The organism is Gracilimonas tropica DSM 19535, assembly GCF_000375425.1.
In the GTDB taxonomy this organism is placed as follows: Bacteria; Bacteroidota; Rhodothermia; order Balneolales; family Balneolaceae; genus Gracilimonas; species Gracilimonas tropica.
In genome coordinates this window covers 1-16,733 of sequence record NZ_AQXG01000016.1, presented here as the reverse complement: position 1 = coordinate 16,733, position 16,733 = coordinate 1, and the positions used below count along the sequence as shown (strand labels likewise).

At 44.8% G+C, this 16,733-nt stretch carries 11 protein-coding genes; 7 read left to right on the top strand and 4 right to left on the bottom strand.

All coding sequences use genetic code 11. The features are described 5' to 3' along the window. Nucleotides 1-3 precede the first annotated feature (3 nt). Complete coding sequence (locus B151_RS0115885; RefSeq protein WP_020404638.1) at nucleotides 4-1,161, top strand: O-succinylhomoserine sulfhydrylase; 1,158 nt, start codon at nucleotides 4-6, stop codon at nucleotides 1,159-1,161. Nucleotides 1,162-1,240: 79 nt separating this feature from the next. Here B151_RS0115885 and B151_RS0115880 read toward each other — a convergent pair whose 3' ends face one another. The 3 genes from B151_RS0115880 to frr all read right to left on the bottom strand — a co-directional run bounded on the left by B151_RS0115880 (nucleotide 1,241) and on the right by frr (nucleotide 6,785). Further along, complete coding sequence (locus B151_RS0115880; protein WP_245550436.1) at nucleotides 1,241-2,173, bottom strand: tetratricopeptide repeat protein; 933 nt, start codon at nucleotides 2,171-2,173, stop codon at nucleotides 1,241-1,243. A 420-nt stretch (nucleotides 2,174-2,593) separates the two neighbouring features. Next, nucleotides 2,594-6,121 carry a chromosome segregation protein SMC gene (gene smc / locus B151_RS0115875; RefSeq protein WP_020404636.1) on the bottom strand — a complete coding sequence of 1,176 codons (3,528 nt, stop codon included), beginning with the start codon at nucleotides 6,119-6,121 and terminating at the stop codon, nucleotides 2,594-2,596. A 94-nt stretch (nucleotides 6,122-6,215) separates the two neighbouring features. After that, the gene (gene frr / locus B151_RS0115870) at nucleotides 6,216-6,785 is read right to left on the bottom strand and encodes a ribosome recycling factor (protein WP_020404635.1); all 570 of its coding nucleotides are present in this window, start codon (nucleotides 6,783-6,785) and stop codon (nucleotides 6,216-6,218) included. Between the two features lie 278 nt (nucleotides 6,786-7,063). Here frr and B151_RS19020 point away from each other — a divergent pair, with 278 nt between their 5' ends. Together B151_RS19020 and sucB are read left to right on the top strand one after the other, a co-directional pair. Continuing rightward, entirely contained in the window at nucleotides 7,064-8,545 is a 1,482-nt protein-coding gene (locus B151_RS19020; RefSeq protein ID WP_157471090.1) for a DUF7282 domain-containing protein, read from the top strand. A gap of 360 nt (nucleotides 8,546-8,905) precedes the next feature. Further along, a complete protein-coding gene (gene sucB, locus B151_RS0115855) occupies nucleotides 8,906-10,666 on the top strand; it encodes a 2-oxoglutarate dehydrogenase, E2 component, dihydrolipoamide succinyltransferase (protein WP_020404632.1) in 1,761 nt (586 codons plus the stop codon). Between the two features lie 147 nt (nucleotides 10,667-10,813). Here the strand turns inward: sucB and recG are convergent, their stop codons facing one another. Then, the gene (gene recG / locus B151_RS0115850; protein WP_020404631.1) at nucleotides 10,814-12,883 is read right to left on the bottom strand and encodes an ATP-dependent DNA helicase RecG; all 2,070 of its coding nucleotides are present in this window, start codon (nucleotides 12,881-12,883) and stop codon (nucleotides 10,814-10,816) included. A 191-nt stretch (nucleotides 12,884-13,074) separates the two neighbouring features. Here recG and rpsL point away from each other — a divergent pair, with 191 nt between their 5' ends. The 4 genes from rpsL to B151_RS19015 all read left to right on the top strand — a co-directional run. Beyond that, complete coding sequence (rpsL, locus tag B151_RS0115845; protein ID WP_020404630.1) at nucleotides 13,075-13,449, top strand: 30S ribosomal protein S12; 375 nt, start codon at nucleotides 13,075-13,077, stop codon at nucleotides 13,447-13,449. 26 nt (nucleotides 13,450-13,475) lie between these two features. Continuing rightward, nucleotides 13,476-13,943, top strand: a complete 468-nt coding sequence (gene rpsG / locus B151_RS0115840; protein ID WP_020404629.1) for a 30S ribosomal protein S7 — start codon at nucleotides 13,476-13,478, stop codon at nucleotides 13,941-13,943. Nucleotides 13,944-13,966: 23 nt separating this feature from the next. After that, nucleotides 13,967-16,105: an elongation factor G gene (gene fusA, locus B151_RS0115835; protein WP_020404628.1), complete on the top strand. Its 2,139-nt coding sequence runs from the start codon at nucleotides 13,967-13,969 to the stop codon at nucleotides 16,103-16,105. Between the two features lie 35 nt (nucleotides 16,106-16,140). After that, the coding region (locus B151_RS19015; RefSeq protein ID WP_020404627.1) for a GTP-binding protein at nucleotides 16,141-16,733 on the top strand (593 nt) is incomplete at its 3' end.

The window sequence follows — 16,733 nt, the reverse complement described above, 5'->3', positions numbered from 1 at the left end:
ATCATGAAGCGTAAAGAAACGCAGTCTATTCGCACTCAAACCGAACGTACAAACTTTGGCGAACACGCCACGCCCATCTACATGACCTCCAGCTATGTGTTTGATAATGCTGAGCACATGCGAGCAATGTTTGCCGGGGAAGAGGACGGGAATGTGTACAGCCGATATTCTAATCCCACCGTGGATGAATTCATCAACAAAATGGCTATGCTGGAAGGAGCAGAAGCAGGCTGGGCGACAGCCTCAGGAATGGCCGCCGTGTTCTCTACTTTTGCTGCTTTACTGGACGCCGGAGATGAAGTGCTGGCTTCCCGATCGGTGTTCGGCTCAACCCATAAATTGTTTACGCAGATCTTTCCGAAATGGAATATTGAAACAAACTATGTATCGGCAACAGATTTAGATGAATGGGAAGATGCCATCACCCCAGAAACAAAAATCTTGTATTTGGAAACGCCCTCCAATCCGGCGCTGGATATTATTGATCTGGAGAAAGCCGGCGAAATCGCTAAAAAGCATGATTTGATCTATGTGGTGGACAACTGCTTCACGACGCCGATCATCCAGAACCCCATTGAATTTGGAGCAGACTTGGTGATTCATTCCGCCACTAAATACATCGACGGACAAGGACGTGGTTTGGGCGGAGCTATTGTTGGGAAACAAGAATTGATTGACGAAGTGGAAGCTTTTGCACGTCATTCGGGACCTTGCCTTTCGCCTTTCAACGCGTGGATGTTATCAAAGAGTCTCGAGACTTTGCAGATCCGTATGGAGCGACATTCACAAACGGCGCTTGAAATTGCTCAGCGACTGCAAGACCATGATCAGGTGGAGTGGGTGAAATATCCTTTTTTGGAAAGTCACCCCGCTTATGAAATCGCCAAAAAACAAATGGCCATGGGCGGGGGAATTGTAACGTTTGGCATCAAAGGTGGACTGGAAGCCGGACGTAATTTCCTGGATTCCATTAAGATGCTTTCGCTAACCGCAAATCTCGGCGATTCCCGAACGATTGCTACACATCCCGCTTCAACAACCCATTCTAAACTCTCCGAAGAAGAACGAGCCAAAGTTGGCATCACCCAAGGATTGATTAGGCTTTCGGTAGGACTCGAACACATAGAAGATATCTGGGAAGATGTAGATCAAGCTTTATAGTGTTACGGTGCGAGGGTGTTAGAGTGTTACGGTGTTAATGGTTTGATTCTAAAATCCATAACACCGTAACACTTTAGCACTAATTCGCCAATTCCGCTTCGCTGGCGATATATCCAAAAGCTGCCCAGTTCTTTGAATCGTAGACTTGCTGCCAGATCTTTTGTGCTCGTTCGCTTCGTCCGTTAATATCGTGCCAGAAACCGAGTCCATAGCCCAGGGTGGCGTTATCCAATTCGGAGTTTTCCTGAGAAAGGAGTTCTTCCTGCGTAAAGATGCCTTTGAAGACCATCAGCAATTCATGGTAACTGGTATTTTCGATCAGCTCCATATTCGGAGAAATGGTTTCAAGCAGATTTCCGGCTTCTACATCTCTGCCTAATTTTCGGAGGGTCATGTATTTCCAATAGGAGAAAGCAACGGTCATGTCGTTATTGGTGGAAACCTGAAGTCCGTTTTCATAGGCAAGATTGGCTTGTTCATATTCACCTTTCAGATAATTAGCCAATCCCAGGTGATACCAAGTGTTGGTTTGAAGGGAGCTTAATGGAGTATTCTGTTTATTCGGAAGACCATCCTGTTCGGTGATATCCTGCTGACCTTCAAATAACCGGACCGCTTTCTGAAAATCTTGAATTGCCAGGTCAAAAGCTCTCAAGGTGATGTATCGGTGTCCCCGGTGGCGATACAATCTTGGCTCTTCGGGAAATTGGTGAATGGCATCGGTAAATAACTGCACGGCTTGTCTATATTCGCCTTCATAGGCTACTTTTCGGGCTTCCCAGATCAGATGATCAATCACACGATCATCATCTAACGCTTCCACACTTAATGAATCGATACGAATTTGTAATCGCTCCGGTAATGTCTGCGGAGCCGTTTTTAGCGTATCTCCCAGCAAAGAAATGGTTTGATCCGACAATGGGAGAGACTCAAATCTCGGTTGTGAAGTTTGTGGCTCACAGCTAAGAAAAAGGATGGGAAGTAAAATAATAGAGAGAAAGCGAGTTTTCATATCAATTCAGTTAATTCGAATAGACTTCATTATCAGGAATATATTGTTTTTAGGATTCTTTTCTTGACAATGGTTTTGGCTTGGAAGATTGTTAATCGGCCTTAGAAAAAAAGAGCGTTAAGAAGATGATGGAATGAAACGTTAAGAAAGAAATCATACCGCTGATGAGTTAAGAAAATGTTTATGACCGTGAAGGAGCATTGATTTCTTTTAGCGGAATGGAGTCAGCTTTAGCTCTTTTTTCTCAGCCGGTCCCGAGGATTCGGGATGTTTCTTTTGTCGGTACAAAAGAAAGGGAATTAGTCCGACCTACATCAAAAGCTGGAAGCCGGAGCTTCCTGGATTGCATTGCGAAGATGGACCTTCGCAACGAGTTGAAAGCGTTCTTACTTGTATGTTCCTTGTTGGATGTTCAATGTTCTAAAGCACATCCTCCACTTCATCCAGTTTCACCCCAACCAATCTCGAAATCCCGGTATCTGGCATGGTTACGCCGTACATCATCTCGGCTTTACTCATGGTCTTTTTGTTGTGAGTAATGATGATGAACTGTGTATTTTCCGAAAAATTCTTGATCATTTTGGCAAAGCGCTCAATGTTGGCATCATCCAGTGGAGCATCGACCTCATCAAGCACACAAAACGGAGAGGGTTTCACCAAATAAATGGCAAAAAGAAGGGCGATGGCCGTCAGTGTTTTTTCTCCACCGGAAAGCTGTGAAATACCGGAAGGTCGTTTTCCTCTTGGCTGGGCTTTGATCTCAATGCGGGCTTCCAGTGGATCTTCCACATCCTGCTCTATCAGCAGATCACAATAATCATCCTCAAAAAAGAGGGTTTTAAATACTTGCTGGAAGTTGGTGCGAATCTTTTCGAATGTGGTGTTAAATCGCTCGGTAGCCGTTTCGTTGATCTCGTCGATGGTTTCGAGCAGCTGCTCTTCGGCTTCTTCCAGATCCATGATCTGCTCTTCGTAGAAATCGAGGCGTTCTTTTTCTTCCTTATACTCCTCAATAGCCAGCGGGTTGACTTCCCCGATGCTGTTCAATTTCTGCTTCAGCCAGCTGATGCGTTCCTTGGCTTCCTCCGGCGATTTGTCTTCAGGAAGCTCTCCGGTCACCTGTTTCATCAGAATGCCATAGGTTTCCCAAATATGATCGGAAAGCGCCTGCGACTGCATTTCCATTTTTTCCCGCGCCATATCGAGGTGATGCACGAGCTCCATATTCACTTCTTTCTTACGGCGGACTTCCTTCAGCTCTTTCTCGATCTCATTGATCTTACCGCGCTGTCTGGCTGCTGATTCTTCGGCTTTTTCGAGCGCTTCATCGGCTGCTTTTTTCTCTTCACTTTTTACGGTGATGATCTCCTGAAGCTCCTTGGTTTTGGTGGTCAGCTCCTCGATCTGCTCCTTACTTTCTTCGGTGAGCCGGGTGCGATTCTCAATACGCTTCTTCACATTCTGGATGCCTGTTTCCGCACGCTGTACATCCCGCTCCAGGTTATCGACTTTATTCTTCAGATCCTGATGCTTCAGTTGCGTATCATTGTACCGGCTTTGGGCAATGGAGCGCTCGTCTTCCAGCGTCTCCAGCAGGTCTTTCTTCTCCTGCTGCTTTTCATCCAGCTCCAGCATTTTCTGCTGTAATTCCTTTTGTTTGGGCTGAATGGAATTGAGCTCTTCCTGGGCGGTTCCCTCACTGCTTTTTAGGTGATCCTTTCGATTCACCAGCTCGCCGATATTCTTTTGATACACCGACACTTTGGAACTCAAACTCTGCTGTTGCTGCTCCAGTCGGCGGACTTCCTGCTCTTTTTCCTTCAGCATTTGAGAGAGCTTGCCGATGTCGAGCTTTTCATATTTTTCAACGATCTGCTGCAGATATTCTTCCAGCTTCACGATCTCTTTGGAGACTTTTGCTTCTTCTTTCTCCAGTTTTTCGATCTTGTCCTTTAGTCCAACCCGGATACCGGCATTTTTACTCTTACTTCCGCTTTGGAAGAATTTGTTGTCGGTGACCACTTCACCATCGAACGTCACACCAACGGCATCATCCTGACCTTTGGTGCCTTTGTAGGCCGCTTCCACCGAATCAAAAACCAGTACATTTCCAAGCAGCAGCTGTTTGAGAGCAGAATATTCCCGCTTGGTTTTTACCTCATCAAACAAGCTTCCCTCTTTCACCGGATAGGTAGCGGCAAGCTGATCCAGTGGAATGAAGGTCGCCCGGCCTTTATCATTTTCTTTGAGAATTTTGGCTGCACGCTGCGCTTCATCCAGCGTTTTTACGACCACGAAATTCAGCATATCACCCAGCACCGATTCCAGCGCTACTGCATGTTTTTGATCCGTATCGAAGATCTCAGACACCGTGGTCATATCCTTGAAATTGAAGCGGTGATTTTCGATCAGGAACTTCACGCTTCCCGGGAAAGCCTCATTGGAAGCCGCAAGATCGTTCATCAGGCGGATCTCTGATTCCAGCGACTCCTTTTTACTTTGAAGCGTCCGGAGTTCATCTTTGATCTCATTTTGCTTATCGGCAAATTGCTCGCGTTTTTCACGTGCAGTTTCCAGCTCCTCTTCCAACTCATCCCGGGTCACTACCAGCTTGTCGAGCTTTTGTTCGATGAGCCCCTGCTCACCGTTCATATTCTCAATCTCGTCATTCAGGTCGGTGATCTCATCATCAATACGCTCGAGGTCGCCTTCGGTATTTTCCAACCGGCTCTCAATCTTGATCCGTTTGGTTTGAAGCTGATTCAATTCATTATTGGCCGCACTCAGCTCCACTTCAATTTCATACAACTCGCTGCGCTCGCGATTATACTGCTGCTGAATTTGCCCATATTTTTTCTTGGAATCCTCCAGTGCCTGCCGCGATTTATCCATCTCATCATCGTAGCCTTCCAGCTTATCCCGGCTCGATTCCAGCAGCTCAGTCAGCTCCTCGAGATCTTCCTGCCCGCTTTCAATATCCTTGGCGTACTCGGTGATCACCTTCTTCTCATTCTCAATCTTCTCGCGGGTGATCCGCAGATTGGTATCGGCCTCGCGAATGGCATTATGGAGCTGACTTACCCGACGCTGTGCTTCCGCCTGTTGCCGTTCTTTTTCGATGAGTTCGGTGCGTGCTTTTTCGTCGGCTTCCTCTAATTCCTCAGAACCTTTGGTGATTTCCTTTTTTTCTTTATCCGCATTTTTGATGCGCTCCTTCAGTGGCTCCAGCTCATCTTTGATCTTATTGAACTCATGAAGTGTGAGTGCTTTATCCAACAGTTCAAGTTCATCCTTATAGATCTTCGCTTTTTCCGCTTTCTCGGCCTGAATTTCGAGGGAACGAGCTTTTTTACGAAGTTCAACTAACAAATCATCCACCCGCTGCAGATCTTTTCGGGTGCTTTCCAGCTTTCGGATCGTCTTCTTTCGCTGATCCTTGTACTTGGTCACACCTGCAGCTTCCTCAAATAAACGACGACGGTCATTGTTTTTGTCGTTGAGAATTTCTTCCACCATCTTCAGCTCAATCACTGAATAGGCATCCGATCCCATTCCGGTATCCATGAACAGCTCCATGATATCCTTGAGTCGACAAGTGGTTCCGTTGATGAGATACTCACTATCCCCCGAACGATACAGGCGACGCGTGATCGTAACTTCGCTGTATTCGATTGGAAGAATACCTTTGTCATTCACAAAAGTGAGGGATACTTCAGCCATCCCAAGCGCTTTTTTTTGAGCCGTGCCATTAAAAATGACATTAGCCATTGCTGAAGACCGAAGCAATGAGGGCCGTTGCTCACCCAAAACCCAGCGTAGCGAATCCACAATGTTAGATTTACCACACCCATTGGGCCCTACAATAGATGTAATTCCACTATCAAACTTTACCTTGGTTTTATGGGCAAAGCTTTTAAACCCCTGTAATTCAAGTTCGCTTATATACATGGATGGTGTTACGGTGTCTGAAGTGCTAAAGTGTTACGGTGTTAAGCTGATGCAAGGAAAGCCTTAACACCGTAACACCGAGGCACAGTAACACTTACACGGTCATTATTTCTTTTTCTTTCTTCTCGAGGAGTTCGTCTACCTTGGCAGTATATGAATCCGTTAGCTGCTGAACATTTTCTTCGGCTTCATACTTGGAATCTTCGGAGAGGGACTCGCTTTCCACCGTTTTTTTGATAGAGTCATTAGCATCGCGACGGGAGTTTCGAATACTGATCTTGGCTTTTTCAGCAATGTCTTTGGAATGTTTTACCAATTCCTTGCGCCGTTCCTCAGTCAGAACCGGAAGCGGGATCAGAATGCGCTCGCCATCATTGTTAGGATTCAGGCCAAGCCCGGCCGACATAATCGCCTTTTCAATTTCCTCCATCGTGGAACGGTCATAGGGCTGAACAACCAATAGCCGGGCTTCAGGAGCACTTACATTAGCCAATTGCTGAAGAGGAGTTTGGGAACCGTAATATTCTACTTTAATGCCTTCTAAAAGAGCAGGATTCGCTTTTCCGGCTCGTACATGTGAAAGCTCTTTCTTTAGAAATGCAGTTGCTTCTTCCATGTGCATTTCCGCTTCATCGATAATTTCTTGTAATTCTTCCGATATCATAGTGCCAAGACTTTTAATTGTGCTGTTTGACTAAATCACGAAGTTAATAAAATCAGAAGTGAGGACAAACCCCGCAGAACATTGAATGTTGAATAAGGAATATAGAATGTTGAATTGCTAACAATGATGGCGCAAATAACTGGATTTAAATTTAAGATTGAAGAGGGGAGTAAAATTAATTTAAGAGAACACCAATCTGCTCTCTCTTTGCTTTCGTATTAACTGATGAATCAAGAACAAATAATCAGTTAACAATGAAAGCACTAAGTAAATTATTAATGATAACGACCGTCGCGCTAACTTTTGCGGCCTGCAACTCCGACAATGGAATGGATGATGGTGACCCATTTATGCCTTCCGTTGAAGTAAATACCCAAGGTACCAGTAATGGGAATCAGGTTACAATTTCCTCTGTAGATTCTCCTGAAGACGGATGGGTGGTCATTCACCGTTCAAATGCAGAAGGCAACGGCCCTCAGGTTCCTGAGATCATCGGGAAAGCCATGGTTGAGTCCGGGACAAACACTGACGTAACCATTCAGCTGGAGGAAGGAGTTGCAAATGATGAGACTCTTTGGGCTATGTTGCATGAGGATACCGGAACCATCGGTGAGTATGAGTTTGATGGTGAAAACGGGCTCGATCTTCCGGTTACTTTCGATGATAATATCGTAATGGCCTCCTTCATGATCACACAAACAGACCCCGCGATCATGGCTGAAGATCAAGTAAATAAAGGAAACATCTTTACCGTTTCTGTGGATGCTGCCGAGGATGGCTGGATTGTCATTCATGGTCCCAATGCCAATAATGATGGTCCTCAGATACCCGAAATTATAGGTAAAGCACCGGTTACAGCCGGATCAAACACGGATGTCCAAATTGAGCTGAATGAAGGTGCATCGGTTGCCGCCGGAGATAACCTGTATCCTATGCTTCACTTCGATACCGGAGAAATAGGAACCTATGAATTTGATGGTGAAAACGGGCTCGATCTTCCGGTTACTTTTGAAGGCGATATAGTATTGAGTTCTTTTGAAGTACTCGAAAATACATCTACACTCATGGCCGAAGATCAAATGATCATGAATAATTCCATTATGGTAGATGTAGATTCCAATACGGAAGGGTGGGTAGTTGTACACCGTTCAAATGCAGAAGGCAACGGTCCCCAGGTTCCCGAGATCATTGGTAAAGCACCTATTCAGGCTGGCATGAATACAGACGTTCAGATCATGTTTGATGAAGGTGTTGTGGTAGAAGATGGTGAGCAATTGTGGCCTATGGTTCATTATGATACGGGCGAAATTGGAACTTATGAGTTCGATGGGGTAAATCCTTACGATCAACCGGTCATAACAGCTGATGGAATCCTGATGACAAATATCACTGTGAGTGGTTCAGCATCTCCTTCTGTGATGGTAAGTGACCAAACAGTTGCAGATGGAACTCTGACAATTGACGAAGCAATGGCAGGACAAATCGGTTTTGTAGTGCTTCATCGTGACAATGGTAGCGATGCTCCTGTTGTTCCGGCAAGCATTGGCCATGGTCAAGTGTACACCGGTAGCAATACGGATTTAACGATCGAACTTAATGACGGTGAAACTCTTGAAGCCGGCGATAAAGTATGGGCTATGTTGCATATCGATAACGGCACTATAGGCTCTTATGATTTTGACGGATCTGAGGGCTCAGATGATCCTCCGGTATTCGATGAAATGAGCAACATTGTAATGGTGCAGTTTACCATTCAATAATTTTTTGATGCGTTGAGAGAGATAGATAGAGGCCGCCGGATTTTTCCGGCGGCTTTTTTTTTATTTGGTTCTTGAACAGGCCAAACAAACTTCATTAAAATTTTGACGTGGATGGTCTACAGGTAATCTTTTTTAATATTAACAGCAGTTAAGTAATTCGGTATAACACTTGTTAGATCTTATTTAAAGACGATGTATGGAAGGTTTTTAGAACCCATTTATTAAAAGATTCAAAAAAGCGCTTTTCCGGAAATTAAAGGAACGATACTTATTTTGAACTAATTGGAATTATCCTGAACTTTAGGGTCCGTTTACAAAACCTCAAAATCCGCCTTTAAGGCACTAAAACAAAACAATTTTATGGCGAAGGTAGAAGTAGTAATGCCCCAAATGGGTGAATCGGTAATGGAAGGCACTGTGATAGAGTGGTCTAAAAGCGTGGGAGACACTGTTGAAGTGGATGAAACGCTGTTGGAAGTGGCCACCGACAAAGTGGATACAGAAGTTCCTTCTCCTGAGGCCGGTGTACTCGTAGAAATTTTGGCTGATGAAGGGGATGTGATCGAGGTTGGTAAACCTATCGCCATTATTGAAACCGACGCTGATGCTGCAGGTGATGTTTCTTCCGGCAGTGCTGCAGAAGCCGAAGAGCCTGCAGAAGAGGAAGCCCGGGAAGAAGAGGCTGAGACTCAAGAAGAATCAGCTCCGGCTGCACCGAACAGTGGAGATGAAGGTGAGCGTATTGAAGTACAAATGCCTCAAATGGGTGAGTCGGTAGTAGAGGCTACAGTAATCGGTTGGAATAAGCAGGTAGGTGATAAAGTGGAAGAAGACGAAACCCTGCTCGAGATCTCTACCGATAAAGTAGATAGTGAAGTTCCATCTCCTGCATCCGGTACACTGGTAGAAATCCTCGCGGAAGAAAATGATACCATCGAAGTTGGGCAGACCATAGCAATAATTGCAACCGGAGAGGGTGCTTCCGCATCAAGCAGCAGTTCGGCTGCGACTCCCCAAAAAGAGAAGAAAGCAGATACAGCCCCGGCTCAAAAAGAAACTCAGTCTGCAGCTGTTTCATCCAATGGAACTTCGGGTGGGTCGGAGCCTCAGCGTGTCGGGACCGATGGACGTTTTTACTCCCCGCTGGTTCGTTCCATTGCTAAAGAAGAAGGAATTTCACAGGAAGAACTGGAGAATATTGAGGGTTCCGGACAAAACGGTCGTGTTTCCAAGCAAGATATACTCTCTTATGTAGAGGATAAGAAAGCCGGAAAAGTTTCTGCTCCGGTTCAACAAAAGCAAACTGCACCTTCTGGTGGCGGACTCAGCAAACCTTCATCCGGCAAGTCTTCTGATGGCTCGATCTCAGCCGGGCAGTTGGATGTGAAACATGCACCTTCCGGTGATGTAGAAGTGATCAAGATGGATCGTATGCGTAAGATGATCGCCGAACACATGGTGAAGTCGAAGCAGACCTCCGCTCATGTTACTACTTTCGCTGATGTGGATGTGACCAGTATGGTGAAATGGCGAAATGCCAACAAACATGCGTTCCAGGAGAAGACTGGAACAAAACTTACTTTCACCCCTCTTTTTGTGGAGGCTATCATAAATGCAATGCTGGAATATCCGCTGATCAACAGTTCGGTGGTGGAAGATGAGATCCATGTTAAGAAGGATATCAATTTTGGCCTTGCAGTTGCACTTGGTGAAGGTGGCGAGGGAGGACTGATCGTTCCGGTTATCAAAAAAGCACAGGAAAAGAATTTGGTTGGACTTGCGAATGCCGTGAATGAAGTGGCTCACAAAGCAAGAAGTAAGCAATTAAGTCCTGATGACTTGGTGGGAGGAACCATCACACTTACCAATTATGGCAGTGTGGGTAACCTTATGGGGACCCCAATCATCAATCAGCCACAGGTGGCTATTATCGGAACCGGCGTGATTGAAAAACGTCCGGTAGTAATGGAAGTTGGCGGCGAGGATGTGATCGCCATCCGTCATATGATGTATCTCTCTATGAGTTATGATCACCGTATCATTGACGGTGCGCATGGCGGGGCATTCCTGAATCGCATCAAGCAGATTCTGGAAAACTTTGATACCGATCGTTCGGTATAAGATTTCCAAAAAAAACAGAAAGTAAAGAAGGCGTTCATTTTCGAGCGCCTTTTTTGTTTGGGAGAAATATAGAAATTCCCGTCATCGAGAGGAGGCTTGTAGCTTAGTTCTTGTTATTTGGTTTTCTTCTCTCAAGGGCGGCTCTATTTAGCCCATTCCATAAAATTTCACTTTTTCCTCAAAATACGGTGCAAATACAGTGGAGAGATTTTTGTGAGAACTTTCCTTAAGCTCAGGATCTTCTTTTAACAAGGATTTTGCCTTTTCTTTGGCTTGTGCCAATAAGAATTGATCTTCAACAATATCGGCAAATTTGAAATCAGGAAGACCGCTTTGTTTGGTTCCAAGAAAGTCACCGGGGCCACGTAATTTTAAGTCTGCTTCGGCAATTCTAAATCCATCGTTGGTTTCTTCCATGGTTTTGAGCCGAAAAGCCCCGGCTTTGCTCACTTTCACATCCGGCATCAAAATGCAATAACTTTGTCGTTCACCCCGGCCGATCCTTCCTCTTAATTGATGAAGCTGTGAAAGGCCGAATCGTTCGGCATGTTCTATGATCATGACCGAAGCATTGGGTACATCAACCCCAACTTCTATCACAGTTGTTGAAACCAAAATATTGATTTCGTTATCAATGAACTTTTTCATTACGGCTTCTTTTTCTTCGGTTTTCATGCGCCCGTGAAGCAGTCCGATCTTAAATTCAGGAAAACGTTTTTTAAGCTTTTCGAAACCGGCCGTGGCATCCTTTAGATCCAGCGCTTCTGATTCCTCTACCAAAGGATAAACGACATAAACCTGACCGCCATCTTCAACCTCTTGTCGCACAAAATGCATGACATCTTCTCTTTTCTTGTGAGAACGAATGGCCGTTTTAATAGGTTTTCGTCCGGCCGGAAGATCTTTAATGACAGAAACATCGAGATCAGCATAAACCGTCATAGCCAGTGAACGCGGAATGGGAGTGGCGCTCATTACCAACATGTGAGGATGATTGCCTTTACTGAGCAGGTCTGCGCGCTGCTTTACTCCAAAACGGTGTTGTTCATCAATCACCGCTAGCCCCAGGTTGTGGAACCGTACCTCATCCTGAATGATCGCATGGGTTCCAACAACAATCTGTGCATTTCCGCCTTCAACATCCGTAAGAATATCTGTTCTCAGAGCTTTTTTTTGGGAACCTATGAGTAGACGGATATTTATATCCATTTCTTTAAGATGATCGGAAAGAGTACGGTAATGTTGTTCTGCTAATATCTCGGTTGGAGCTAGAAAAGCTGCTTGAAAACCATTATCCAAGGCCATTAGCATGGCACCAATAGCAACCACTGTTTTTCCGGCGCCTACATCTCCCTGTATGAGCCGATTCATTTGTTTCCCGGAACGGACATCTTGTTTAATTTCAGACAAAGCAATTTTTTGTCCTTCGGTCAGCTCAAAGGGTAAAACTTCATTGAAGTAACGGGCAGTATAATTTCCTATGTTTTTAAAAAGGTGCCCTTGTGCCCGATCTTTAACGGTGAAATGGATCTTTTCCATGCTCATTTCAAACAAGAACAGCTCCTCAAACTTAAAACGGTTTAAGGCATTCTTATGCTGATTGTGTGATTCCGGAAAGTGGATCATCCTGTAAGCTTCTTTTCGAGTAGGAAACTTCATCTCACTTAAGATGTCGGTAGGCAGAAATTCATCGATCTGTATATTTGCCAGGATCTCTTTATTCCAGTTTTGGATCATGCTGCTGGTAATGCGCGCTTGGCTTATTCCTTTACTGCCGGGATAGATGGGTACAATTCTTGAGAAAGCATCCAGGTCTCCTTCAGAAGAGATTTTATCTACTTCAGGATGGGCAATACTAACATTTTTACCATAGCGCTTAGCCTGCCCAAAAAAAGCGACAGTCTCGCCCTTTTTGAAATACTTACTGAAATATTTTACTCCCCGAAACCAAACCCCCTTTATAGTTCCGGTGCCATCGTTAAGGGTGACTTCCAGTCGCTTCTTTCGGCCAAATCCCGCGGTACTTATGTCGACTACCTTGCCTGCAACAGTAACCTCTTCACCTGATCCCGGCAAGAATTTCATCTTTTGGGTATTGCTTCGGTCAAGGTATCTGCGTGGGAAAAAATTAAGCAGATCCATGGCAGAGTGAATGCCTTCTGAGCTAAGAGCATCCAGTCGTTTTGTACTTAAATAAGAAAGTTCAGATAATTTCAAGTGATATAAAGTTATATATCGGTTAATCTAAAAAAAGGGGCTATTTCCGCAATTTTTTTCAGAATTGAGAAGTTTAAGAGGGTATCAGTGAAATTTTAGAAATAATCAGCATAAATTTTTTGCATTCATGTTGAAACGTTCCCTATATTTGCAAGCTCTCGATTTGATGGCAATAACCAAACATTTGAACAGTGCCAACTATACAACAACTCATACGAAAAGGTAGAAAAAGCAAAGTAAGTAAAACAACTGCTCCTGCGCTACAAAATTGTCCGCAGAAGCGTGGTGTTTGTACTCGCGTTTATACAACTACGCCTAAAAAGCCGAATTCGGCATTGCGTAAAGTAGCTCGTGTACGTTTGACGAACGGGATTGAGGTTTCGGCCTACATACCCGGTGAAGGTCATAACTTGCAGGAACATAGTATTGTATTGATCCGTGGAGGTCGTGTAAAGGACTTGCCGGGTGTTCGATACCATATTATACGTGGAACATTAGATACTGCGGGTGTTGAGGGAAGAACTCAAAGCCGTAGTCTGTATGGCACCAAGAAGCCGAAAGGGTAACATTAAGAAATTAAGATTAATCGAGCATGCGTAGAAAAACAGCAGAAAAACGAGATGTGCAAGCGGATCCAATTTTTGAGGATAAGCTGGTAACTCGTTTCGTAAATAACCTGATGCGAGATGGAAAAAAGAATGTTGCTCGCAAAATTGTATATCAGGCTTTTGAACTTATTGAAGAGAAAACAGGCGAGACCGGAATCGATGTATTCCGCAATGCGCTGCAAAACTCAACTCCGGTAGTGGAAGTAAAATCTCGCCGTGTGGGTGGTGCTACTTACCAGGTGCCGATTGAGGTTCGTCAGGAAAGAGGGACTGCATTGGGTATGCGATGGCTGATTAAGGCTGCTCGCGGACGTAATGATAAGTCTATGTCAATTCGTCTTTCAAGAGAACTCATTGATGCTTCCAATAATGAAGGTGGAGCGGTTCGTAAGAAAGATGAGACACATCGTATGGCAGATGCTAATAAGGCTTTTGCCCATTTTAGATTCTAAAGAATATTATTTGAACAAGTATTATGTCTGAAGCAACAAAAACAGATCCAAAAATTTTAGATAAGATAAGGCGCACGCGGAATATCGGTATCATGGCGCACATTGATGCCGGTAAGACAACCGTAACGGAGCGTATCCTGTTTTATACCGGTCGTAGTCACCGTATGGGTGAGGTGCATGATGGCGCTGCCACTATGGACTGGATGGAGCAAGAGCAGGAGCGGGGGATTACTATCCAGTCTGCTGCTACTCATTGTATCTGGAAAGATCACCGAATTAACATTATTGATACTCCCGGTCACGTTGACTTCACTGTAGAGGTAGAGCGTTCTTTGCGTGTACTTGATGGTGCTGTTTTTGTGCTTGACTCAGTTGGTGCTGTTCAGCCGCAGTCTGAAACTGTTTGGCGTCAGGCAAATAAATATCATGTTCCTTGTATGGCGTTTGTCAACAAGATGGACAAGGTTGGTGCTGATTTCTACAACGTAGTAGATGAGCTTGATGAAAAGTTGAATGCCAATCCAATTCCTATTCAAATTCCGATCGGAGCAGAGGCTGATTTTCAGGGCGTAGTTGACCTGATCAATATGCAGGCCATTATTTGGGATGATGAGTCTTTGGGCGCTAAGTATGATATTGTTGAGATTCCTGAAGAATTAGCTGGAAAAGCTGCTGAATATCGTCAGATCATGCTGGAATCTTTGGCTGATTACGATGATTCCCTCATGGAAAAATATTTGATGGAAGAGGAAATCACAGAGGATGAAATTATTGCAGCTCTTCGTGAGGCAACGATTTCCAAAGATATTACTCCGGTAATGCTTGGTACAGCCCTGAAAAACAAAGGGGTGCAGGTATTGCTTGATCGTGTACTCGATTTCATGCCTAACCCATTAGACATTCCTCCTGTTAAAGGTATCGACCCGGAAACAGAGGAAGAAGTGAAAAAAGCTCCGGATGTAAATGCACCATTTTCAGCACTTGCATTCAAGATTATGACCGACCCTTATGTAGGTAAGTTGACTTTCTGTCGTGTCTATTCCGGCCGTCTGGAAAAGGGTTCTTACATTCTGAATGCATCCACCGGCAACCGTGAACGTGTAGGTCGTTTGCTTGAGATGCACGCTAATGACAAAAAGGATCTGGATTATATCCAGGCCGGAGATATTGCAGCTATTATTGGTATCAAAGAAGTGCATACCGGTGATACACTTTGCGCGGAAGATCATCCGGTAATTCTTGAGCAGATCACTTTCCCTGAGCCGGTTATCAAATTGGCTGTTGAGCCTAAAACCAAGGCTGATGGTGAGAAGCTTTCAACCGGATTGCAAAAGCTGGCCGAAGAGGATCCAACTTTCCAGGTCAAGACTGACCATGAAACCGGTCAAACTACGATTGCAGGTATGGGTGAGCTTCACCTTGAGATTATTGTTGACCGCCTGAAGCGTGAATTCAAAGTAGAAGCTAATGTTGGCGCTCCTCAGGTATCTTACCGTGAGACCATTTCTAAGAATGTTGAGCATCGTGAGATCTACAAGAAGCAAACCGGTGGTCGTGGTAAGTTTGCGGATATTTCTTTTGAAATGGGTCCGATCGAAAACTTTGAAAATTACGATGGAAACGAAGACAGAATCACTCGTGAAGAAGGATTTATCTTCATCAATGAAGTGGTAGGTGGTAATATTCCCCGTGAATTTATTCCATCTGTAATGAAGGGATTCCAGCAAGCTTTGAGCGGTGGTATCCAGGCCAACTATTCCGTTGAAAACATTGGCTTCCGTTTATTTGACGGATCATACCACGATGTTGATTCGGATCAGTTGAGTTTTGAACTTTGTGCTAAGCTTGGTTTTAGAAATGCTGCCCGCAAAGCAGCACCGAAAATTCTTGAACCGGTAATGAAGGTTGAGATCATTACTCCTGAAGAATACATGGGTGATGTGATCGGAGACTTGAACAGTCGTCGTGGTATCATGCAAAAAATGGATACAAACAAAGAAGGTTCTGTTGTGAATGCACATGTACCTTTATCTGAAATGTTTGGTTATTCCACAGACTTGCGATCTCTGACTCAGGGTAGAGCAGTGTACTCCATGGAATTTCATGACTATATCGAAGTTCCTGAAACTCTTGCTAAAGAGATCATTGAAGAACAATCATAAAGAAATTAAACACTAAGTAAGAAAAACGAAGAATCATGGCAAAAGAGACCTTTCAACGGAATAAGCCACACGTGAACGTGGGCACGATCGGACACGTAGATCACGGTAAGACTACCCTGACGGCAGCGATTACGACAGTAATGGCGAAGACTTATGGTGGGGTAGCCAAGCAATTTGCAGATATTGACAATGCTCCGGAAGAGCGCGAGCGTGGGATTACCATTGCTACCGCGCACGTGGAGTATGAAACCGATGAGCGTCACTATGCCCACGTAGACTGCCCGGGTCACGCCGACTATGTGAAGAACATGGTAACCGGTGCTGCCCAGATGGACGGAGCTATTTTGGTAGTGGCAGCCACCGACGGTCCGATGCCACAGACCCGCGAGCACATTTTGCTTGCCCGCCAGGTAGGGGTGCCACAGATTGTGGTATTCATGAACAAGGTAGACCTGGTGGACGATGAAGAGCTGCTGGAGCTGGTAGAGCTGGAAGTGCGTGAGCTGCTTTCTTCTTACGAATTTGACGGAGACGATATTCCGGTGATTCAGGGATCTGCCCTGGGCGCCCTTAACGGCGAAGCCGAGTGGGAAGAGAAGATCGTGGAGCTGATGAAAGCGGTTGATGA